Source organism: Pleomorphovibrio marinus (assembly GCF_003347495.1).
GTDB lineage: Bacteria > Bacteroidota > Bacteroidia > Cytophagales > Cyclobacteriaceae > Pleomorphovibrio > Pleomorphovibrio marinus.
Map to the genome: position 1 here is coordinate 426,896 of NZ_QCXY01000001.1, position 23,852 is coordinate 450,747.

The 23,852-nt window shown below is 43.1% G+C and carries 16 protein-coding genes; 4 read left to right on the forward strand and 12 right to left on the reverse strand.

The window, feature by feature from the left end; genetic code table 11:
- Positions 1-39: 39 nt before the first annotated feature.
- The 3 genes from gldE to mutY all read right to left on the reverse strand — a co-directional run bounded on the left by gldE (position 40) and on the right by mutY (position 3,098).
- Positions 40-1,383 carry a gliding motility-associated protein GldE gene (gldE, locus tag DB520_RS01865; RefSeq protein WP_114747961.1) on the reverse strand — a complete coding sequence of 448 codons (1,344 nt, stop codon included), beginning with the start codon at positions 1,381-1,383 and terminating at the stop codon, positions 40-42.
- A gap of 122 nt (positions 1,384-1,505) precedes the next feature.
- Entirely contained in the window at positions 1,506-1,973 is a 468-nt protein-coding gene (locus tag DB520_RS01870) for a single-stranded DNA-binding protein (protein ID WP_114747962.1), read from the reverse strand.
- A gap of 51 nt (positions 1,974-2,024) precedes the next feature.
- Positions 2,025-3,098: an A/G-specific adenine glycosylase gene (gene mutY, locus DB520_RS01875; protein ID WP_114747963.1), complete on the reverse strand. Its 1,074-nt coding sequence runs from the start codon at positions 3,096-3,098 to the stop codon at positions 2,025-2,027.
- 161 nt (positions 3,099-3,259) lie between these two features.
- Between mutY and DB520_RS01880 the strand changes: the two genes are divergently transcribed.
- The 3 genes from DB520_RS01880 to DB520_RS01890 all read left to right on the forward strand — a co-directional run bounded on the left by DB520_RS01880 (position 3,260) and on the right by DB520_RS01890 (position 6,171).
- The gene (locus DB520_RS01880; protein WP_114747964.1) at positions 3,260-3,568 is read left to right on the forward strand and encodes an HU family DNA-binding protein; all 309 of its coding nucleotides are present in this window, start codon (positions 3,260-3,262) and stop codon (positions 3,566-3,568) included.
- A 22-nt stretch (positions 3,569-3,590) separates the two neighbouring features.
- A complete protein-coding gene (locus tag DB520_RS01885) occupies positions 3,591-4,409 on the forward strand; it encodes a tetratricopeptide repeat protein (protein WP_114747965.1) in 819 nt (272 codons plus the stop codon).
- A 190-nt stretch (positions 4,410-4,599) separates the two neighbouring features.
- Positions 4,600-6,171, forward strand: coding sequence for an Rne/Rng family ribonuclease (locus DB520_RS01890; protein ID WP_114747966.1), 1,572 nt, complete (start codon positions 4,600-4,602; stop codon positions 6,169-6,171).
- Positions 6,172-6,577: 406 nt separating this feature from the next.
- Here the strand turns inward: DB520_RS01890 and mgtE are convergent, their stop codons facing one another.
- The gene (gene mgtE / locus DB520_RS01895) at positions 6,578-7,966 is read right to left on the reverse strand and encodes a magnesium transporter (RefSeq protein ID WP_114747967.1); all 1,389 of its coding nucleotides are present in this window, start codon (positions 7,964-7,966) and stop codon (positions 6,578-6,580) included.
- Entirely contained in the window at positions 7,963-8,676 is a 714-nt protein-coding gene (locus tag DB520_RS01900) for an MgtC/SapB family protein (protein WP_114747968.1), read from the reverse strand. The genes mgtE and DB520_RS01900 overlap by 4 nt, the downstream gene beginning before the upstream one ends.
- Positions 8,677-9,203: 527 nt before the next feature.
- Between DB520_RS01900 and DB520_RS01905 the strand changes: the two genes are divergently transcribed.
- Positions 9,204-10,499, forward strand: coding sequence for a hypothetical protein (locus tag DB520_RS01905; protein WP_114747969.1), 1,296 nt, complete (start codon positions 9,204-9,206; stop codon positions 10,497-10,499).
- A 28-nt stretch (positions 10,500-10,527) separates the two neighbouring features.
- Here DB520_RS01905 and DB520_RS01910 read toward each other — a convergent pair whose 3' ends face one another.
- From DB520_RS01910 to DB520_RS01940, 7 genes are all read right to left on the reverse strand, one after another.
- Positions 10,528-11,889, reverse strand: a complete 1,362-nt coding sequence (locus tag DB520_RS01910) for a purple acid phosphatase family protein (protein WP_114747970.1) — start codon at positions 11,887-11,889, stop codon at positions 10,528-10,530.
- Positions 11,890-12,272: 383 nt separating this feature from the next.
- Positions 12,273-13,988 (reverse strand): SusD/RagB family nutrient-binding outer membrane lipoprotein, encoded by a 1,716-nt coding sequence (locus tag DB520_RS01915; RefSeq protein WP_114747971.1) that lies wholly within the window; start codon positions 13,986-13,988, stop codon positions 12,273-12,275.
- A 15-nt stretch (positions 13,989-14,003) separates the two neighbouring features.
- On the reverse strand, positions 14,004-17,450 hold the full coding sequence (locus DB520_RS01920) for a SusC/RagA family TonB-linked outer membrane protein (RefSeq protein WP_232834792.1): 3,447 nt from the start codon (positions 17,448-17,450) through the stop codon (positions 14,004-14,006).
- A 122-nt stretch (positions 17,451-17,572) separates the two neighbouring features.
- Complete coding sequence (locus DB520_RS01925) at positions 17,573-17,785, reverse strand: hypothetical protein (protein ID WP_157971899.1); 213 nt, start codon at positions 17,783-17,785, stop codon at positions 17,573-17,575.
- Positions 17,786-18,198: 413 nt separating this feature from the next.
- Positions 18,199-19,887 carry a SusD/RagB family nutrient-binding outer membrane lipoprotein gene (locus tag DB520_RS01930; RefSeq protein ID WP_114747974.1) on the reverse strand — a complete coding sequence of 563 codons (1,689 nt, stop codon included), beginning with the start codon at positions 19,885-19,887 and terminating at the stop codon, positions 18,199-18,201.
- Between the two features lie 35 nt (positions 19,888-19,922).
- Positions 19,923-23,312 carry a SusC/RagA family TonB-linked outer membrane protein gene (locus DB520_RS01935; protein ID WP_114747975.1) on the reverse strand — a complete coding sequence of 1,130 codons (3,390 nt, stop codon included), beginning with the start codon at positions 23,310-23,312 and terminating at the stop codon, positions 19,923-19,925.
- 159 nt (positions 23,313-23,471) lie between these two features.
- Positions 23,472-23,678, reverse strand: a complete 207-nt coding sequence (locus tag DB520_RS01940; RefSeq protein WP_157971900.1) for a hypothetical protein — start codon at positions 23,676-23,678, stop codon at positions 23,472-23,474.
- Positions 23,679-23,852 lie beyond the last annotated feature (174 nt).

Sequence of the window (23,852 nt, forward strand, 5' to 3'; positions counted from 1 at the left end):
TAACTGGTTGCGATTTCTGAATTCCTCAAGTCTCGTAATCTAAGGAGTGTCTGTATTCTCTTTTTTTTCCTCAATGATTTTAATCCTCACTTTTTTTATTCTCCTTGTATCTACTGCCAATATAGTAAATTCAAAGTCTTTATATCTGATTTTAGTTCCATTTTTTGGGAGGTTTGAATTGATTTCCAGCAAAAGCCCCCCTAAAGACTCGCTATCCCCTTTTACCTCGTCAAATAACTGAATGTCCAGATCCAATTTCCTACAGAAGTCATTCAGAGACACTTTCCCTTCAAAAATGTAGGTTTGATTGTCAATTTTTTTGAATATCACATCCTCGATATCATCAAACTCATCGTTAATCTCCCCGATGATTTCCTCGATAAGATCTTCTAAAGTGACCAGGCCGGAGGTGCCTCCATATTCGTCTACTACTATTGCCATATGAACCCTCTTCGTCTTGAAGTCGGTAAGCAGGGCATCCACTTTTTTGTTTTCAGGCACGAAAAAACCATTTCTGATCAAGGATTGCCACTCAAAATCCTCTCCCTTGTCAATATGGTAAAGCAGATCCTTAATATATAAAATGCCCTGGATATTATCTATCGTCTCATGAAAAACAGGAATCCTTGAAAAACCACTCTTGTTAATTTTGTCCATGAGCTCATGAAAGTCCATTTCTGTATCTACCGCGGTGATTTCCATCCTAGAGCGCATCACCTGTTTTACAGAAAGGGTGCCAAAATTAACTATGCCTTTGAGGATGTCCTTTTCCTCCACAGAGGTGTCTTCCGAAGTGATTTCAAGTGCCTGGTGCAGCTCATCCACGGATAGGGCATACCCTTTCTTTTCAATCTTCCTTTCTATGATGTTGCTCATAGCTATCAGAACAGTGGATAATGGGCTCACGATAATGGAGAAAAAATGGAGGGCTTTTGCCATTACTTTCGAGAACTTTACCCTTGCGGTATTGGCATATACTTTAGGCACAATTTCACCAATGAAAACCAGAGTGAATGTGACTCCAATGGTCTGAAAAACCACTACCAATATTCCTGAGCTGCTACTCCCAAAAAGTGACCATGTGAAGAAGGTGGTGAGCGTGACGATACTTATATTTATGAGGTTGTTGAGGATTAAAATGGTGCTCAGCAACTTCTGAGGGATCTCTACAAGTTTGATCACCAATTTGGAGCTTTTTGAATCTTCCTCCTGCAACTCCTTTAAATCTTGGTGGCTGAGTGAAAAATAAGCCACCTCGGATCCTGACACTAATGCCGAGGCCACCAACAACAAGACAAACAGGACAATATTGATGACCAAATAACTCGTGGAGATGGTATCAAGCTCCACCAGGCCAATTAAACTCGGGTAAGGGTCGTCCATTAACGTTTACAATTTCGGCAAAAATAATGAATTTTTATTTATGCTACCTGGCACAGGCCCAGGAACTTGCCCAATGCCTGTGCCATTTTGCTCCTCTTCTTTGCTTTTTTTCACTTGCTCTCCTAGAATGGTAAATCGTCTGAGCCATCTTCCATCTCTGACCCGGAAGCAGGACTGCCCACGGCTTCTTCTTTTTTGGCAGGTTGGGCCTGAGGCTGCGTATTACCCCCATAGTTGGTGTTCTGGTTTTCCCCAGACGGGGCAGGGCCTAGCATGGTAAAACTTAACACCCTAATTTTTATCCTCTTCCGGTTGTTGCCCTGATCGTCTTGCCAAGTGTCCGATTTGATCTTTCCTTCGACAAAAATCTGACTGCCTTTTCTCAGGTACTGCTCCGCAATTTTTGCTTGGCCATCCCAAAGCTCCAAGTCATGCCATTCGGTGTTCTCTACCCGGTTACCATTCCGGTCTTTGTAGACTTCCGTGGTTGCCAGGGCAAGATTAGCCACCACACTTCCGCTTTCTAGGTGCCTCACCTCAGGGTCCTTCCCCAAGTTCCCAATTAAAATCACTTTGTTTACTCCAGCCATAGTCTGTTTGGTTTATTTGGTTAACAAAAAGTTTTGCCTTAATCTAAACATTTAATCACAATCAATCAAGTACTTGGCGATAAGTATAGGTTTTCCCAAGTCTTCCAATTCCTCCCCATTTACCAAGAGGTAGTTCCTATCTTCCACCCAGTTACGGAGAATTTCAAGGTCCCCTTTCTGTAGTCTTACCTGCACAAAGGTGGCAAATATCCATTGGTGGGACAAGATATGCTTATAAGTTGTACCGAATACATCAATTTGGCTGCGTGAAAAACCCCTCAAGCTGGCTAGGGATTCCCCGTCTTCCCATTGATTCTGTTTTTCATTCTTGAACTCATCCAGGGGAAAATCTACCAGTCCTTGCCATATATCTCCGGCCCCTCGCTCTTTTACCACCGTATATCCGGCACAGGTAATATGCAGATAGCTGAAGTAGCGCTTCTTGATCTTCACTTTTTTAGTTTTAACGGGATAATCCTGAACCCTGTTGGCAGAAAATGCATGGCAGTTTTCGACAAGCGGACAAGAGTGGCAGTCAGGGGACTTGGGGACACACTGCAAGGCACCAAACTCCATTATTGCCTGATTGTAGGTCCCTGGGTCGGAAGTAGCAATAAGTTGGTTGGCCAACTTTTCAAATTCCTTTTTCCCTTTTTGAGTGGATATATCAGCATCCACCCCAAAAAACCTGGAAAGTACGCGGTACACATTACCATCCACCACAGCCACTTTTTCTCCAAAGGCAAAAGAAGCTATTGCCGCGGCCGTGTACGGTCCTACCCCTTTTAGCTTCAATAGGTCCCTATAGCTATCGGGGAAATTTCCGCCCCAGTCATGGACCACCTGCTGGGCGCAGGCATGGAGGTTTCGTGCACGGCTGTAATACCCCAAACCTTGCCAGCACCTCATGACAAGGGAGAGGGGCGCCTCCGCCAAACTCTTTACATCCGGGAAGGTTTCCGAGAAAACCATAAAATAGGGTAGTCCTTGCGCAACTTTAGTCTGTTGAAGGATAATTTCTGAGAGCCAAATGATATATGGATCATCTGTCTTTCTCCATGGCAAATCCCTGCAATTATCGGGGTACCAGGTCAAAAGTCGGTAGGCAAAATCGTTGGTATTCAAAATAATATAACTTGTTAAATCAAAGTATGTCAGCACAAAACAAACTAATTTTCAGCAATTTGTTTTTTAATTGGAACGGTTCTTGTAAATTTGCACTCCCAAAATTAGTTGGTTAATAGGCGATTAGGCCTAAATTCACTCAAACATAAATTTTAAATACAGTGACAAAAGCAGAGGTAATTACAAAGATTTCGGAAAAGACCGGCATTCAGAAGGACGATGTGACTCAGACAGTCGAGGCATTCTTCAAGGTAGTAAAAGACTCTATGGCCGAAGGGGACAATATTTATGTCAGAGGATTTGGTAGTTTTATCAATAAGAAAAGGGCCAAAAAAATCGCCAGAAATATTTCCCAAAACACGGCCATCGTGATCGATGAGCATTATGTACCCGCCTTTAAGCCTTCAAAAGCTTTTATTGACAAAATCAAAAACAGTAGAAAAGTAGATGAGCTAGCTCCTCAAGAGTAAAGCGGCATTCATCTTACAGTGTATGAAGAGATCCCAAATCATTTTCCTATTATTCGGAGTTGTGCTTATTGTAGTGTTGTTTTCCTTACCCATGGTAGTGGTGGAGAACAATGAAGAAGAAGGCATGGCTGTGGAGGAGGGTGATTTGGGTTCTACCTTTTCAGACCCCCAACACAACTCCTCACTCACTCCTGAGGCCAAAGAGGCCATTACCCGCCTAAAAGGGGAAATGGAAGTAGAGGAGGATAAAGAAAAATTCGCTACATTTGCAGATTCTACTGCCAGGGTATTTGCCGAAAGCGGGAAATTGGACAGTGCTGCTTATTATTATGGGTTGGCTGCGGACAATGTCCCCAACTTATCTAACTTGGAAAGGGCGGGGAACGCATATTACGAGGCTTTTGGCTTTGCCATGGATGAAGGAAAAACCTCCAGGCTTGCGTCCAAAACCCGAGCTTACCTTAACAAGGTCTTGGAAGAGGATCCTTCCCGGCTTGACTTAAAAACAAAGGTGGCCATGACCTATGTGTCCTCTGCCAACCCCATGCAGGGTATCACCATGCTAAGGGATATTTTGGAGCAAGAGCCCACCAATGAGGAAGCCTTGTTTAACATGGGGGTTTTATCTATGCAGACAGGCCAATACAAAAGGGCTGCGGAGAGGTTTGAGGATTTGGTAAAACATCATCCTGATAACATCCAGGGTCAGTTTTATTTAGGGGTCAGCTATTTTGAGTCCAACCAAAAAAACAAAGCCAAAAAGCATTTTGAGGCTTTGCGCCAGCTTACGGAAGATGAGCAAATCCTCACTGGTGTAGAAAATTATCTGGAGAGATTATAATGCTAAAATATTGTTCAACTTAAAACTATAAGATTATGCCTTGTGGTAAAAAAAGAAAAAGACACAAGATCGCCACGCACAAAAGAAAAAAGCGACTTAGAAAAAACAGGCACAAGAAGAAGTAATATGCTTCTTGCCTGAGTAACACACAAAAAACGTTCTTTAAAAATTTAACAGAAAGAGACACGGATTGAGCACAGAATTAGTAATTGATTCTACTCAAAACGGAAGTCGGATTGCCCTTCTCAAGAACAAGAACCTGGTAGAACTTCATTTAGAAGAAGATGACAACAGGTTTAAGGTAGGGGATATTTATCTAGGGACAGTGAAAAAAATCGTCAACGGGCTGAATGCAGCTTTTATCGACGTAGGGTATGAAAAAGATGCCTTCCTTCACTATCAAGATCTAGGCCCCAACATCCGGAGTTTAAGTAAGCTGATTAAAATTATCAGAAACAACAATTTCGCCGGATACAACCTAAAAGGCTTCGAGAAGTTGCCTGAGATAGACAAGCTTGGAAAAATCTCCCAAGTACTGTCAAAAAGTCATCAGGTTTTGGTACAAGTGGTAAAAGAACCCATTTCTACCAAAGGCCCCCGATTATCCTGTGAGCTCTCCTTAGCCGGACGCTATTTGGTATTGGTGCCATTTTCAGATGCAGTAAGCGTATCCAAGAAAATCCGAAGTTCGGAGGAAAGAAAAAGGTTGCTAAGGCTCATCAATTCCATCAAACCCGCCAATTTCGGGGTAATCATCCGCACAGTAGCGGAAGGACAGTCCGTTACGGAACTGGACAAAGACCTCAGAAACCTCACGGAAAGCTGGGAAGAGGGAATGCAAAAGATGGCCAAAGCCAAAACAAGGGACAAGGTTATAGGAGAAATGAGCTTGGCTTCCTCCATCATCAGGGACCTGCTCAACGAATCATTCGACGCAATCACGGTAGAGGACGAAGAAATTTTTAATCAGATGCGGTCTTACATAAGATCCATCGCCCCTGAAAAGGAAAAAATTGTTAAGCTTTTCAACGGAAAAGCAAAGCTCTTTGAAAGTTTTGGTATTGAAAAACAAATTAAAAGTCTTTTTGGACAGACTATTAGCCTACCGCAAGGCGGTTATCTTATCATAGAGCACACCGAGGCTCTGCATGTGGTAGATGTAAACAGTGGCAATAAGTCCAACCAGGAAAGTGATCAGGAAAACACGGCACTGAAAACCAATTTGGTCGCAGTCAAAGAAATTGCCCGCCAATTGAGACTTAGGGACATGGGAGGCATAATCGTGATCGATTTTATCGACATGAAAAAAGCCGACAACAAGAGGGCTGTTTATCAGGCAATGAAGGACGAAATGAGGGACGATCGATCCAGAAACACCGTTCTTCCATTGACAAAGTTTGGCTTGATGCAAATCACCCGGCAGAGAGTACGGCCTGAAATGAATATTGTGACCAAGGAAACCTGTCCTTCCTGCAATGGTACCGGAAAAATCCAAGCCTCCATTTTGGTGGCAGATAAACTGGAAAAAGACCTAAACCATATTGCTGTAAACCAAAACGAATCAAAGATTAGAATTGCTTTGCACCCTTATCTCTATGCATATTTTACGCATGGGGTCATTTCAAAAAGGGTAAAGTGGTTTTTCAACTATTTCAAGTGGGTGAGCCTGATTAAGGACTCTTCATTACCAGTGACGGAGTACAAATTCCTGGACGATTCAGGAGAAACCATAGAAATCATAGTAAAAAGCGAGGAAGAATAATCCTCGCTTTTTTTTACCTCCTAAAATTCAATTCCTAGATTAGGTTGAGCAAAATATTCCTCGCACTCACTCATCGATCCCTATTGGGTTGCCTACTTCCCCACAATATCAAGGGGCTATCACATAAAAATTCATGCCCAAACCCAAAGAAGAACTGGCTTCCTTCTTATTAAAAATAGCTTCTCTAGAAAGCTGCATTTCTTCCTAGACCTCGAATGGCATAACAATGGTATCCATGACATAAAGCCTTTACACATTGCGGTCACCTTGCTTATTACAATTCCCTCCTCGTACGGATAGGTGCCAGTTTCCTGAGAATGGAGAAAATGGCAGGATCCGAATAGCAATACTGATAAATAAACCCTTTTCATCCTGTCTCGCTGTTGTATAGTTGGTCTTTCAATTGTTACAATCCCAGCATATATACCGTCACAGAGAAATAAATCATCAAACCGGTTATATCCACCACAGTAGTGATGGCAGGAGAAGCTGCCACGGCAGGGTCACCACCAAATCGCCTAACCAAGAGTGGCAGGCCTGCTCCGATGCAAGTGGCGGTTACCACTTGTAGGGATAAGGCAACGGCAATTACAAATGCAAGTTGGTACAGCGTGTATTCATCCGGGACAGAGGTTTCCCAACTGAGAAAAAGCACTTTCCCAAAGGCCAATATCCCCAAACAGATCGCTATCAAAAAAGAAATTCTGAATTCTTTATAAATGATTTTTAGCCAGTGCCCAGGTTTTATCTGCCCCAATGCCAAGGCTCTCACAATTACTGTGGCTGCCTGAGACCCAGAGTTCCCCCCTGTGTCTGCCACCATGGGCATATAAAGTGCTAAAATGATCAAGGTTTCCAGGGTAGATTCAAATTTGTGAATGATCAAGCCTGAAATAATGCCTATCGCAGCCAAAGAAACGATCCACACCACTCGCTTTCGAAAATGTTGCATGGAACTCGTTTCCATATAAGGCAAATCCGCATTTTCCTGCATGATTCCCATGAATTTTTCCATGTCTTCCGTATGCTCCGCGCGGATCACATCAATAGCTTCATCATGGGTTACGATACCCACCAGTTGATCCTTCATGTTAAGTACAGGTATGGCCAGCAGGTCATAGTCCTCGATTTTCCTGGCCACCTCTTCCCTATCGTCAATCACCCTAGCAAAGACAAAATTCTCATGCAGAATTTCACTAATTAATTGGGTGGGCCTGGCCATTATCAAATCCTTTAAGGAAACAAAGCCCACCATCTTCATCTGGTAATCCACCGCGTAAACGTAATAGATCATCTTCTTGGAGGGGGAGTCCCTTCTCACCTTGGCCATGGCAGACTCCACCGTCATGGAAGACTGAATGGTGGCAAAATCAGTGCTCATTATCCCACCGGCTGTTTCGGGGGGATAGGCACTGAGGCGGATCACGTCCTCCCTTACAGGCTTGGTAAGATATGGCAATATTGCTGCCTGCTCCTCCTGAACCATATGCTGAAAAAGATCACACCTGTCCTCAGAGGGCATATTTTCAAAGATGGGCGAAAACCTTCTTTTGCTTATTTTCTGAAAGAAATTAAGCTGTCGCTTGATATCGAACCCAGTGAAAATTTTCGCCTGATCCTCCTCCTCAAAGTAATCCAGCACGGATAGAATAATCTCCTCTTCTTTACTCTCTAAAACCTCTGAGACTTCCACTAGTGGCAATTTCTTAAGGAGGGGGAGCAATTCCTTGAGTTTTTGGGGGTCATCCAGTGCTTCCCAATCTATTATTTCATCTGTATTGTCAAAATGTTTCATTCTTCCATTGCTTGTGCCTCAAATTCCCAACTTACTTCCATAACCCCGTATTCGAGGGTGAGTTTGCCGGCGAACCCTTCTATTATCTCATCGCTTTTTCCTACAGCAAAAACCTGAGCCTCCACAAGGGAGTGGTCAGGATTACCGTTGTCGCTGCTTTTCAGGAACCTTAATTGGAGATTTCTGTGAACCTTGATAATCTCCAACATCATTACCCTAAGGTGATTTTCCACTCTGTCCAAATATTTTATCTTAATAAAATAAAAGTAAGTTCCTTCCTCTTCTGTCTTATCTTGGGGTATAGCACTGAGCTTAATCCCCAAGGGTCGTAGCACAATATGGGCAAACATGATAGCTGCAGCCGTGATCAAGGATTCAGCATGTAAGCCAACTCCTGCCAAGGATCCCACAGCAGCCGAACACCAGATGGTGGCCGCAGTATTTAAACCCTGTACATTAAACCCATCTTTCATGATTACCCCAGCACCTAAAAATCCAATGCCAGTCACAATCTGCCCTGCAACCCGGGATGGGTCACCTGTGTCCCCCGTAAGGGAAACCAACAAAAGAATAGATGCAGCAGCACCAGTGGCTACCAAGGTATTGGTACGCAAACCTGCACTTTTTTGTCTCCATTGGCCCTCAAGCCCTATTGCTGCACCTAGGAACATGGTAAGTCCCAGCCGTAGTATAAAAGTGGTCAAGGTCATCTTTCCTCCTTAATAGTTAGATGGCACATCGTTTAATTTACCCCTTACCACCTAAAGGAGGCTAAGGAAAATCATTGTTTTCGTATTCCTGATGGGGGTTTTTCCATTTTTTTTGAATTTCGATACAAATTTAAGCAAAGACCATGCAGGGGTTTGATGGAAACACTTAAAAAAAACATTAGAATTTCATTAGACATCTAATCAGAAGTATGGCATCTCCTTCAATAGCCTAAATCCATATTCCTTAGGTATTATTGGTAAAACTTGATAATCCATGAAATCGAGCACGTCTACAGGCAGGCATGACGAGCACGTCACACACTGGGATGCCCCGATGGCTATCGGGGAGATGCGAGATTCCCCCGAAACAAGTTCCCCGAATCGAGTTCGGGGCAGGCAGGGGCAGGCTATATGGCCTTTAAAAAACAAATTATAATCATATGAAATGCCCATGAGAAAGTGTTCTCACACAGGGGGATGATTAACCTGGGCATTCCATCTGACCACTGAAAAACAATTATAAACAGATGAAACATATACATTCATCCACCTGGTTAGCCATGGTAATAGCCGGGATGGCGCTTGGTACCGCCTGGGCAATACGGGGACAATTTGGTCATGAACAAGGTGCAGCTTGGGCAGGGGGAATAGGTTGCCTTTGCATTGTATTGCTCGCCAAAAAACAAGATTGGTACAATAAAGCCATAAAAGCAGCTTTTGCAGGTGCAGTGGGATGGGGGCTTGGTGGGATGATGAGCTATGGAGCTGTGGTGGGTTACGGCAGAGGTGTAGATCTAGTTAATGTGTATTATGGTTTGCTGATGCTTTTGGTAATTGGAGGGTTGTATGGTTTTGTAGGCGGGGGCCTGTTTGGACTGGCACTGGCCGATCACCAAAAAAAGAAGGTGAAATGGCATCAGGTAATAACAGAAATGACAGTGGGAGCCATCATTTTCTATTATTTTATCATAGAACAATTAGGTATATATATGACCCCTCCTCGATCTGAAGCTTGGGGAGTCAGTGCGGGCATGGCCATAGCATTGTTCTATTACATGGTAAGAACTAAACAACATTCTGCCCTTAGGGTAGCCGTCTTTGCTGCCTTTGGAGGAGGTTTTGGCTTTGCTTTCGGCAATTTTCTGCAGGTTTTAGGCAATGTGGCCCAGCTGAATTTCAATATGTGGAACGTAATGGAATATTCGCTGGGATTTTTTGGGGGTGCTGGAATGGCATACGCAGTCTTTACCTCCGATTGGCCAGTGGTAGAAAAGACCAAATTTTTCAACAGTAACCTTATGGTTCCCTTGGTTGGTTTGGTTTTAATGATTCCTTTCTTTGTATGGCAACAGTCCTTTGTTATGAAAGACCTTCAGCCCACCTTGGAAAGACTGGTGGAAGGTGAGACTTCCACCTTAATTAGGATCTTTCAGTGGTTAGCCTTTGCTGCCTTTATTATTCCAGCTATTTTATGGATCAGAACCTTTTATAGGGTAAGGTTAGGATTTAGCAATAAAATCAAAAAAGCACAGGTTAAGGGTCTATTCTTGGGCGTTTTCGGAATTTATCTCTTTTTCACCTTTTTGATTACAGGTTCCATTCTGAGTTTCTACCGCATAGAGCAATTCCTCTATATACTGAATTTTGGACTTATCATTTGGCTAATTCCACAGGTAAAAATTAAGGAAACCATAAGACCCATAGCCCCAGTTAAATGGAGTTATGCCTTATTGGCTGTGATGGTATTCCTCCTTTTGCTCAGCATAATCGCAATCAACACCCATGGGGAAATGCCCGGGATGAATAGAAGGTTCGAATTTTGAAACCCAAAAAAGCAGAAAGTAACCCTACTTACTTTCTGCTTTCCAAGTACTCGGGGATATCAGGGATCTTATCTATCCGCTTGTTTTTACCATCCGGGCCTTTATGCAACTCAAAGGCATCATAAAGATTTCCATCGGCGGTATATGCTTCAAAGCTAAGCACCCCTTCCAGCGACACATGTATCAGTTGATACATTTGGGTTAGGGAAGCTCTCCTTTGCATCCAGGGCAAATCCAAGACTTCATACATTTTGATCCCGGCCATGCTTACTACATACATGGTTCCCTCTTCACCTGCTTGGACTTCAGTAATATCTCCATTTTCGGAGGCGCCTACCATACCTCTTCCATATCCATGGTCGTGCCCCTGAAGCACTAGGTCCACTTGATGTTTGTCCATCAGGGGTTTAAAATGCTTTCTTAAATCCTTATTGTCTCTGTTATCCTTTGTCGAATAGAAGGGGTGATGGATAGTGATTACCGTCCATTCCCTAGAATCATGGGTTAGAATAGAATCCAACCATTCTACTTGTTTTTGTTTGAGGTAAGGGCTTTCTTCGATTTCCTCAGCGTTCAGGGAGATCATTTTCACATGAGGGAAATTCACCTGATAGCAAGTTTCCTCCGTCCCAGCAGGGCCATTCAGCGGCAAATTAAACTGGGGTCTCCATTGTGGGGATAATTGCTCATCTTTTCCGTATTCATGGTTGCCCGGAGTCATCATACTAGGCACTGTTGCATGGATAAATCCTCCAGCTCCAAACCATTCCCCCCATTCAAAGTCATTGTTGTACCGGTTGATCAAATCCCCAGCATGAAGAGAGAAATCTATTTGGGGGTGCCTGAGATAAGCTTGTCGAAGGAGTCTAGACCAATGGTCCCTGACCCCATTTTGGGCATCTCCAAAATAGAAAAACGTAAGCCCCCTTTCCGAGGGGTCAGGCATATCAAATTGAAACCATTCACTCCAGAACTCCCCATAACCTACTCTATATACATAGGATTTCCCCGGTTCCAGGTCACTTATGGTAGCTGCATGGTAATAGGATTCAATTGTGGGGTTTTCATCATGTCTCACTGAAAGAAACTCACTATTTGCCTTTTTGGTCTTCACCTGATCCAGAAAACCGGTTCCTACAGTGGCCTCCGCCCACTGTACCTCCCCATTTTTTTCCTGTACAGAAGTCCGCCAATTTACCGCAACGGACTTCAAAGGTTCATCACTGAGGTTAAGAATTACCCTATCCGGAACTTTACTTGGCAAATATGTTCTATTCAGATCATTTACACTGACTTTATTTTCTGATTGCGCATGGGATACCAAGAATATCCCCAATGCCCCTACGGTGAGAAAAAATAGATGAACGATTACTTTAATTTTGATTTTCATATGTTTATAATTTCTTTTTAGCGGTCATATAGCCTGCCCCTGCTTGCCCCGAACTTGCTTCGGGGAACTTGTTTCGGGGGAATCTCGCAACGATAATCATCCCTCCGTTTGTCGCTTGCGTCATGCCCTGACTGCCGTCAGGACAGGCTCGATTTCATAGAGATTTTCTAGAAAAAAGGCAATCGCATTAGGATTGATGCCCTACATATACTACTTAAAAGAAAAGGTTATGGCCATCCTGATTTTATAGAAATAAAAAAGAAGCTTTTAGAATAAAAACGCATGTTGAATTGGAGACCGAGGAATAAATGCTCTACTCCCTAGAAACCAATAAAAAACCCAGCCGAAGCGGCTGGGTTTTCATTACCATTTATTACTAAAATTTACCAGGGTTTCCCGGTCCCTTGCAGGATCCATGGTTTGGCCCATTGATTGTTTGGCCCAATAATAGCCCCAAAGTTGCTTGTCTCCAGCCTACTTATGGCACCTGATAAATTCTGTGCATTAAAGTTGATCTCATTGTCACCATAGGGAAAACGAACAGCAACAACAGGTTCCAAGGCTGCTGGGCCGGCAGACATTGTCGGCATGCCCGTTCTTCTCCAGTCAAACCACCCTTCTGGACAGGTCCAACTGGCCACCCATTTTTGTTCCGCAATTTGCGGCAATGGATCGGTACTGTTAAAAGCTACTCCTTCTTGGGCCACAAACTGGCTAAATTGATTCCCCACACCCCAGGTGTTCAGGGACTGCTGTATACCTGCATGATAGTGTTCTTCTGCATTCCCAGTGCTCCAGCCACGTGCTGCTGCTTCAGCGAATATAAAATGAACCTCAGCTGCGGAAATTATCCTGGCGCTCAGCATAGGCCCACTTGGGTCTCTGTACATATCCGCCAACTGAGAAACATGCTGATTTTCTATCGTTTGCCCTACAGTGGGGTTAAAATTGTATCCATCGGGAGTGGAAACCCCAGGAGGAACCCCGACAATTTCGCGGGTATCAATTGGGATGTCCCTAAGAGCAGGGTCGGCAGCTTTCAAAACTGGATTAAAGCGTCTTGTGAATTTATTTCCAGCCGCAATTAATTCTACATATTGGGCATCCAAATAGGACCTAACTCCATCTAACAATTCCCCATTTCTACGGATAAAGGGTTCAATTGCCACATCGAGATCGGTGTCCTCTACCCATTGGCAGTGTACGGGCCTAAACCACACCATTGTCCTGGGGTCATCGGAACCAAGCATAAGATTCGTAAGTGTAGAACATGGCTTTTGCCTCCTGAATTCAGAGCCAGCACTTCCTGATTGAGGCACGTTATTGGGCCAGGAATCAGAAGTCACATTACCAAGATATGGCATAGTTGCGTCTTGGGTGTGTCCTTGCAGGTAAATACCCGACTGGTAGATGCTTTCTACTCCGGCTCTGGCCACTTGTGGCAATTTTTCCGAAAGCCGCATATAGTAGCGCAACCTAAGAGAATTAGCAAACCTCCGCCAATGGTCTATATTGCCATTATAATACAGATCGTTTGAGTTGTTCATTCCCGTAGTGTTCCCACTAGCAAAGATTTCTACAGCCAATCCCAAATCTTCAAGTATTCCCTGATAAATGACTTCCTGACTGTCAAATTGAGGGAAAAGTACATCAGTATTACCTCTCAAAGCTTCCGTATAGGGAGCGTCTCCCCATATGTCTGTGATGTTGGCAAAAATAAATGCCCGCATGGTCAAGGCAATACCTCGGTGAAACTGAAAATCCAGTTCTTCTGACCTCCTAAGCATTAGGTCATTGGTTCTGAGCATTCCATACCAACCTGTCCAATCTCTGGGTCCCCAATCATAAACATTATGACCACCCCACCAGCCATCTTTTTGGGTGTGCTGAATGGTGCCACCAATATCCCCAAAACCCAAGTTATTGTAAGAAGTACCGACCCCTGACAATACATGGGGCATTAACAAATTTGGATTAGCAGCCGAGGGGTCAATCCCATTGGGGTTTTGGTTCATTTCCTCCAACTGGTCCACACATGCACCTATGGATAGCAAGCCAGCCACGAGCATGAATGAATATATGAATTTAAGTGTCTTCATATCCGTAATATTAACTTAGAATGTTAAATTTAATTTGAATCCCAAAGGCATGGTCCAAGGCATCACGTTTTGTAGTTCCAGTCCTTGTCTAAAGGTATTTACAGTATCACCCTGCCTTCCTCCCTGAGATTGAAAGGCCCTTTCAGGGTCAATTCCAATTCCAGCGGCAGTCCATAAAATGACGTTTCTAGTAAACACGGAGAAATTCGCATTTCGGAAGTTCCCAAAATTGGGAATATCATATCCAAGGGACAGTTCTCTTAATTTTAAAAAGGAAGCATCAAAAGTCACCATTTGATTATAACTCCAGGCAAAAAGTCGGGACATGGGGTAAATAACGGTACCGTCACCTCCCAAATGTTCCACATACTCCCCATCTTCTCCTATGTACACCCCAGGTCTGAAACCACCATCATAGGCATCTACAGGTGACCCAAAGTTATTGTTCAAGATTCCACCTGTATCCTGGGTATATCCCCCCACTCTTGGGAAATGTCCGTTTTGTGGAATAATATACCTTTCAGGATCAGACCTAAGCAATGCAGCCATAGCCTCAGAGTCCGCCATAGATGGGGTAAGCATACGCATTTGCCTTGCATCCTTCCAGTTAGAACCACCGTATCTATACGTGAAGGACATGAAATCCCCTCCCATACGCAAGTCAAAGCTCGCACCCATAGTCCAACGCTTATACCTTAAGGTGCCTTGTAAACCCATCATAAAGTCGGGATTGAAGTTACCTACCTTCATACGGTCTTCCCTATCATTTCGGTTTATCCATGCACCACCTCCAATAATATCTCCTTGTTCATTGTAAACAGGGGGTGTTAGGATGGGCCATCGGTAATAGGGAGAGTTGGGGTCATCCACATAAGCATATCCCCTGCTATAAAGGTCCCCAATTTGGTCCCCCACAAAAGTCTGTGCACCACCATTGTTGTCATCCCATAATGTAATGAAGTCTATACCATCTGCGAGCTCTTCCACCCTGGTTCTAAATCGAGTGAAGTTCACATTTAAGTCCAAGTTCCAACCTTTTCGGTTACTGATGGGTGTACCTCCCAACAACAGCTCCCATCCTTGACTGGAAAGCAACCCTGCATTGATGTCCCTTGCGGTGAAGCCTGATGATGCTGGAGTGTTTAGTCTGAGGATCTGGTTTTCATTTTCCATCTTGAAATAGGTTCCTTCAAACCTCAATCGGTTATCAAAAAAGTTCAAATCCAAACCAAACTCCGTGGAAGTAGAAATCTCAGGCTTTAAAGTAGGGTTTAAAAGAGTGCCGGGTAAATTTGCGGTAAGCGTTTGACCCCAGTTGCCAAAACCCAAAACCTGCTCCAGCTGATAGGGGTTTGCTTCCAGACCCACCTGCGCAATACCACCTCTAAGTTTCAAAAGGGAAATGTTTTGGGGAAGGTTAAAGGTATAGTTCGCTAACCAGCTTAAGGATGCGGAGGGATAGAAAAAGGACATGTTTTCCCTGGGTAGTGTGCTGGACCAGTCATTCCTTGCGGTCAAATCCAAATAAAGCTGATCTTTGAAACCCAGAGAAGCCATGCCATACACACTGTAAATGGCCCTTTGCATTTCATGGTTATTTACCTCTCTACCTGCCACCGGAATATTAGTGACCCTATAAAGTCCTGGAACCTCAAGACCTGCATTGCGGGCGGTACCTATATAGGAGCTTCTGAAGTTTTGTGCCATGTAATTTCCTCCACCTGAAATATTCATGTTAAAATCATTATTGAATTTCTTGCTATAGGTAAGCAGGAAATCCACATTGGTCTCATTTCGGCTCAAGTCTTCCAAATAATACCCTCCTCTTCGTTCCCGGGTGTAAGACCAGGGTATTTTGGATTCCCGGTTTTCCACATAAAAATCATTCATGATCCGCGCAAAGGCCGAAAAGTTCTCGTTGAGCTTATAGTCTAGCTTAATGTTTCCGAACACTCTGTCCCTATCAAATGCATTGGTTATGCCATATGCTATAAAGTAAGGGTTGTCATTATTGTCTGCCACCGTCCTTTGTTCAATCTGCTCCTGTCCTGGTACCCAATAATCCTTGAGGTCTCGAATATCCACATGTGGCCATACATAAACAGATTCCACTGCATTTGCACCCCTGTTCCCTGTCGAAGGCCTGTCATTTGAATTGGACCTTACATAGTTTATACTGGTGCTAACCGTAAGCCGGTCATTTAGTTTGTAGTCCGTATTGGCGGAAACATTGCTCCTGTGCAAGTCCGAATTTGGAATCATACCTTGATGCGCCATATTGGTAACAGAAAACCGGTAGTTGGCCCTTTCGCTGGAACCGGTCAGGGAAAGGGTATTTGTAGAGGTAATTCCTGTCTGCAAAAAGTTCCTCATATTGTCAGGGTAAGACCTTAATTCGGTAGGGATCCTATTGCCATTCTCATCGATGGGACTGTTCCATTGGGGTGCGGTAAAACCCTGATCAAGAGGAAATCCAGACCAATATTCAGATCGTTCGTCCAATAAAGTGGTCCTGTTTCCAGAAGCATATTTATAGTGGAAGTCTAGATACCTAATAGGTCGCTCAAACACCGTATTTGTCGAGAAGTTCACGCTCATTCTCTCTCCTGCCTTGCCTTTTTTGGTTGTGATTAAAATCACACCGTTTCCTGCCCGGGAACCATACAAGGCAGCTGCACTGGGGCCCTTTAGAACAGAGATACTTTCTATATCATCCGGATTAATATCGGAGATGGCATTACCGTAGTCAACTTCATTCCTGTCCCCCCGGCTGGCAATATTATTCAGGGAGTTATTCATTGGTACCCCATCTACCACAAACAAAGGTTGATTGTCCGTAGTGAGGGAGGTGATGCCCCTAATATTTACACTCACCGAGGACCCTGGGCCACTAAACTGGTTTACCGTCACACCGGGAACCCTCCCGGCAAGTCCGGCAACGAGGTTTTCCTGCCCCACAATGCTTAACTCTTCACCCCTTACTTCACCAACCGCATAACCAAGGGCTCTCTTTTCCCTTTCGATGCCCAAGGCGGTAACTACCACCTCTGACATGGTATCGATGCTCTCCTTTAACGCCACGAAAAGGTTGGTTTGGTTGCCTACCCTGACCTCCAGAGTTTCGAAACCTACATAGGAAAAAACAAGTACTGAATTTTCCCCTTCCACCTCAATGGCGTACGCACCGTCAATATCGGTAACGGTTCCATTGGTAGTACCCCTTTCTACCACGGTTACACCGGGTAAACCATCGTTATCTGACTGAGAGGTAACCCTCCCCGTGACGGAAATCGCAAGGGATTTTTGAGGCTTATCCACCTCCCCCTTATTTGTTTTTCCCTCGCTGATGGAGGAACTACCAGGAATTGCTAAATGGCTTCCCTCGGCCAAGCCAGGATTCGGGGATACCCCCAAAAGGACTAGAAGCGGAAAAACCCACTTCAGTGCATGATTTGTAAGCATTTTTTTCATGGTCAATAATTAAAATTGGAGTTTAATTCTAGGTTCTTTCAACTATTGGATTTTCAATTCCAAACCGGTATGTGCCGCGACAATCCACATCAATTGCCATCTTCATTCTGATCTTATTTTCGAAATTCTTTTTCAGGATCTGTATTTTTTTTGGTTTCCATATTATAGCGGTAAAGTGCCTCATCGAAATGATCCCTGAGGCTGGATTCGAGAAAGGGGGCGATTTCCCCATGCATTATCCCTGAGATAATCTCCTCAAATTCCCTCCTTGTCAAGCGGTTTTCCACCAGCTTTCGGATCAAATCATCTGATTTTTTCTTTTCCATTTTGAAAACCTCCACACCCTATTACTAGCGGATATTTAAAACAGGCTATTATTTTGAATAAAAATATATTTAATTTTTTTATACTGTATTTTATGTATATACAGGATTTTAATTGGTTAAAATGAATTAATATCATAATTAAATCAAACTAAAAATTCGAAAAATTTTAATGGAATTAATTCAATATCGTGATTTGAATCAAAAATTAAACTATACAAATATTTTATATAATTGATACTTGTAAGTTAGATTAAAAACAAAAATTGTCAAATTAGATAAATTATATAAAAAATCGTTTATTTATTATTATTTATCCCAATAAGGTTTGAATTTAAAAAAAAATGCCCCTGAATAAACTATAATTTTTAGATTATTCAGAGGCATTGAAAAAAAAATGTGCAACAAAATTTAACTTACCAGGGTTTACCTGTCCCCTGAAGCAACCACGGTTTTGCCCATTGGTTGTTCCTTCCTCTAGATTCCCCAACGCTTACCTCTAGCCTATCCACTGCTCTTCCAACTTGTTGTGCATTGAAGTTGATTTCATTGTTTCCATAAGTAAACCTGACCGCGATTTGAGGTTCAGGAGCAGCTTCTCCAATTTCAAGCTCTGGATATCCCGTTCTTCTCCAATCAAACCAAGACTCTGTGGCAGTAGTCCAACTGGCTATCCACTTTTGTTCGATGATTCTTTGGAGTGATCCATCATAAGCAACCTCAGGTCTTTCGATATAAGCCTCAAAATCATCATCCACTCCCCAAGTTTCCAAGGAATACCTAATCGCATTGTTGTAATTAGCTTCTGCATCACCCGTTGACCATCCTCTTTGGGAGGCCTCCGCAAGAATAAAGTGTACTTCAGAAGCAGAGATCACCCTTGCCTGTAAAATCCCTCCAGTTCTTTCTCTATAAACATCAGCGAGTTGAGAAACATGTTGGTTTTCAAGCTGCTGACCTCCTGTGGGATTCAGGTTGTGGTCACTAGGACCCTGTGCCATCTGTGGCAATCCAACATATTCCCTGGTATCAAGCTCTCTACCCAGGATTTCCGGGTTGTAATGGCGGGTATATTTATTACCTGCTGCGATCCTTTCCACATATTCTACATCCAAAAAGGAAACTCTGCCTTCCAAAATCTCCCCATTTTCTCTAATGTAGGGATCATAGGCAACGTCCAAACTTAAATCTTCCACCCATTGACAATGTACCGGCCTTACCCAAACTCCTAACCTGGGATCCTCATAATCCACTAGTCTATCCAATAAAGTATTGCAGGGTTTAAATCTTCTGAATTGAGAACCAGCATCAAAATCAGTTGCTGTTGGCCATGAATCACCAGAAGCAGCACCGATAAAATCAATACTCACGTCCTCATCTGCCCCAGTGAGATAAACTCCGGAATTATAAACCTGCTCTATACTTTGCTGAGCCAAATCAGGCAATTTTTCAGAGACCCTCATGGCAAACCTCAGGATCAAGGAATTGGTAAATTTATGCCACATGGTAGCATTCCCTCCAAAATAAAGGTCATATTCAGGAATGACGCCTTCACTGTTTCCTGTCGCAAATATCTGAGCGGCACTTTGGAGGTCCTGAATAATACCTGGGTAAATGTCCTCTTGATTATCATAAGCTGGGAACTCGTTCTCCAATCCATCTTGATCGCCCCTTAGTGCTGTATTGTAAGGCGCATCTCCCCATAAGTCTGTAATCATTCCAAATATGTATGACTTCATGGTAAGGCTTACACCTCTATGAAACTCCATACCTAATTCCTCAGACCTCCTTTGTAAGAAATTATTTGTCCTCAACATATTGTACCATCCGGTCCAGTCCCTCAATCCCCACTCAAATTGGTTGTGGCCGGTAAACCACCCGTCCTTTTGAGTATGCTGCACAGTTCCTGCTATATCCCCAATCCCAAGATCCAAGGTACTTGTTGCTGCCGGACGCATCACAGAAGGCATCAAGAGATTTGGATTTGCTTCAGAGGGAGAGACTCCGTTAGGGTTCTCGTTGATCTCGTCTAAGGAGTCGCATGCCAAAGTCAAACTCAAGGCAAAAAACACTCCCATTACTTTTCTTAAATTAAATATCTTCATCGCTTTTGTGCTTAAATTTTGTTTACAAACACCTGTTAGAACGTCAAATTCAATTTAAACCCAACTGGCATGGTCCAAGGCATCACGTTTTGCAGCTCTATTCCTTGCCGGAAAAGGTTTGCAGAATCACCTTGTCTACTTGCAGTAATCTGGAAAGCACGCTCAGGGTCTATGCCTATATTTGCCGCAGTCCAGATAATGACATTTCGTGTAAACACTGCTACGTGAGCATTTCTTATCCCTTTGATGGAAGGCAGGTCGTATCCTATTGCAAGTTCCCTCATTTTAAGAAACGAAGCGTCAAAGGTGATTTGCTGAGAATGACTCCATGCAAATTGGCGAGAAGCAGGGTAAATCACTGTTCCCTCACCTCCTAGGTGTTCCACATATTCACCTGGAGAAACTTCAATTACACCGGGAATAAACACCCCATCATTACCAGGAGCATCAGTGGTGTTAGTTGGCAATCCTCCAGTTTCAGGGGTATATCCACCCACTCTTGGGAAATTACCGTTTTGTGGGATGATGTACCGCTCAGGATCAGACTTCAATAGGTCTATCAACTCCTGCTCTCCGTATAAGCCTCCAGGGGTCAGGTTATCAATTTGCCTTTGGGACTTCCAGTTTGACTCCCCATATCTGTATGTGTAGGACTGGAAGTTGCCTCCCATTCTCCAATCAAAGCTGGCATTTACAGACCATTGCTTGTACCTTAAGTTAAACTGACCACCCATGATAAAATCAGGGTTAAAGTTCCCAACAGGCACCCTGTCTTCCCTATCATTTCTTGGAATCCACTTTCCGATTTCATTCAAAATAGGCCATCTGTAATATTCAGAATTAGGATCCTCTACATAGGCGAAACCCCTACTATACAGCGTTCCAATATCATCCCCAACGAAGGTTTGTGCACCACCATTATTATCATCCCACAAAGTGATGAAATCCATTCCTTCGGTAAGGCTTTCTAGCCTTGTTCTCATCCTTGTGAAATTCACATTAATATCCAAGGAAAGGCCATCGGCTCTCTGAATTGGAGTACCTCCAATCATCACTTCCCATCCACGGCTGGAAATCATTCCTGCATTAATCTGCTTTTGAGTAAACCCTGAGGATGCAGGAGTAGGAATACTTAGGATCTGGTTCCGGTTTCTTTGGTAGAAATAAGTACCTTCAAACCGAATCCTGTTGTCGAACAAGTTTAAATCCAGACCATATTCCTGAGAGGTATTGATTTCAGGCATCAGGTTTGGGTTCAAGAGAGTGCCGGGAAAAGTTGTGGAAATCAAACCTCCCCAGTTTTGGGTGCCCAATACGGGCTCCAATGCGTAAGGATTGGTGTCGTTACCTACCTGTGCAACGCCTGCCCTAACCTTTAACATGGAAACTTCCTGAGGAAGGTTAAAGGTATAATTGGCCATCCAACTCAAACTTGCAGAGGGGTAGAAATAAGACCGGTTATCGGCAGGCAATGTGGAAGACCAATCGTTCCTGGCGGTTAAATCTAAATAAATCTGATCCTTGTATCCCATCGAGGCCAATCCAAACACACTATAAATGGCTTTTCGAGATCGGAAATTAGAATAGTTCAAGCCTTGGTTTGGGATATTGCTGATATTATAGAGACCCGGAACAATCAATCCAACCCCGGGTGCACTACCCATATAGTTGTCCCTAAAATTCTGCATCATGATGTTTCCACCTCCGGACAACGAAAGACTGAAATCATTGACGTTTTTATTATAGGTGGTGAGAAATTCAATATTGGACTCCGATCTGGCAATATCTTGAAGGTGGTAAGCACCTTGTCTTTCCCTGGTATAAGACCAAGGTATTCTGGTCTCTCTGTGCTCAGTATAATGATCATGGGTTAACCTCAAATGGGAATTGATATTGTCTGCCCACTTGTAGTCCAGTTTAATATTTCCAAAAGCCCTGTCCCTCACGAAGGAATTGTTGATGCCATACGCAATGAAATAGGGATTGTCATGATTTGGAGAAGGACTGCGTTGTTGAATTTCTTCCTGTCCGGGTTCCCAATAGTTTTGCAAATCCCTAATATCTACATGTGACCAATTATATACATCTTCTGCAGGGTTAGCACCTCTGTTTCCTGTAGAAGGCCTGTCATTGGAGTTACTCCTAGATAAGTTGATATCCGCACTTACACTTAGTTTTGGGCTAAGCTCATATGTTGTTGAGAAACCAAGGTTATTTCTGAACAAATCGGAATTGGGGATCAGGCCATTGTGCGCCATATTGGTATAGGACAGCCTGTATGTAGACTTATCGCTACTTCCCGATATTGATAAACTATTGGTGGAAGTAACTGAAGTCTCCAAAAAGTTTCTCATATTATCCGGATAGGACCTCAATTCAATGGGGATACGATTTCCATTTTCATCTAATGGACTCATGAACTGGGGAGCCATATTCCCTACGTCCAATTCTGGGCCAGACCAGTAAGAAGACAGCTCATCCAACTGTGCTACACGATTACCTACCCCATATCTATAATGGAAATCCAGATAGCGAACAGGCATTTCAAATACATTACTGGAAGAAAAATTCACGGTCATAGCTTCACCCTTTCTCCCACTTTTGGTAGTCACCAAAATCACACCATTACCGGCCCGAGCACCATAAAGCGCCGCAGCACTTGGCCCTTTCAAAACCGTCATCTCTTCTATATCATCAGGATTCAGGTCAGAGATGGGATTACCGTAATCTACCTCATTCCTATCACCCATACGGCTGATGTTGTTTAAAGTATTGGAGACTGGCACACCATCAATGACAAACAGCGGTTGGTTATCACTACTTAATGATGTAGCTCCTCTGATGACTACTGAGGTTGAAGAACCCGGTCCGCTCATTTGGTTGATTGTAACACCTGCCACTCTCCCTGCTAAGGCATTTACAGCATTTTCTTGGGTAACGTTCCTGATATCATCCCCTCCAACTTCGCCTACGGAATATCCCAATGAACGCTTCTCCCTTTGTATACCCAAGGCAGTAACTACTACCTCAGACATAGTGTCCAAACTTTCTTGAAGCTCCACATCAATGGTACTTTGGTTTCCTACACGAACCTCTTGATTGTCAAAACCCACAAAAGAAAACACCAACACGGAATTTTCATCTGCCACATCTAGCGAATAATCCCCATCGATATCGGTTACAGTTCCATTGTTGGTACCTCTTTCTACTATGGTTACACCGGGTAACCCTACATTGTCAGAAGCAGAGGTGACTTTCCCTCTTACAGTGATTGCGGCCATCTTTTCATCCAGGGAAGAAGCTACTTCCTCGCCAGCAACCCCTACTGCTATGGAAGGGGTAGCCAAGGCCATCAGACTAAAACAACAAAGAGAAACCAGGGGGATCACCCAACTGATTTTTCCTTTAGTACATTTTCCATTCATTTTCGTTCAGTTTTGAGTTAATTAATCGCGTTTACATTCTTGAGTATCAGATAGGTAATTTTGATGAATTCTTTAATTTTATTTTTCCTTCAATTTTTTGATTTAAATGGTTACAAAGTAAATGTTCCTTCTATTTTTTTACTCCATTAAAGGAGTACCCTATTCTTGTTCCCCTTTTTTACTCTTAGGTTTTCTTTCCTTTACCTCGGTATTAATGTGTGCAAGGAATCTTCTTTTCAGACTGTTTTCTATGAATATAGCCTCCTCCGGATCCTCTATGCTATCCAGAATCCTCTGAAACTCATCTTTTCTGATTTTGCCAGCAATCAGTTTATCTATCAGTTCTTCAGATTCTTTCTTTTTCATTTGATGACCCTCCATCGTATATACTTGGGTTTGAAAATTAGGACTATCCAGTACTGTACAATTTTAAATCAAAAAATTTGGCATATTATAATTTTTCCTATTTCAAAATATTTATTAACCATGAAGTTTGGCATTAGTACTTTCAAACCAAATCGTAGTAATTATAAATAAATA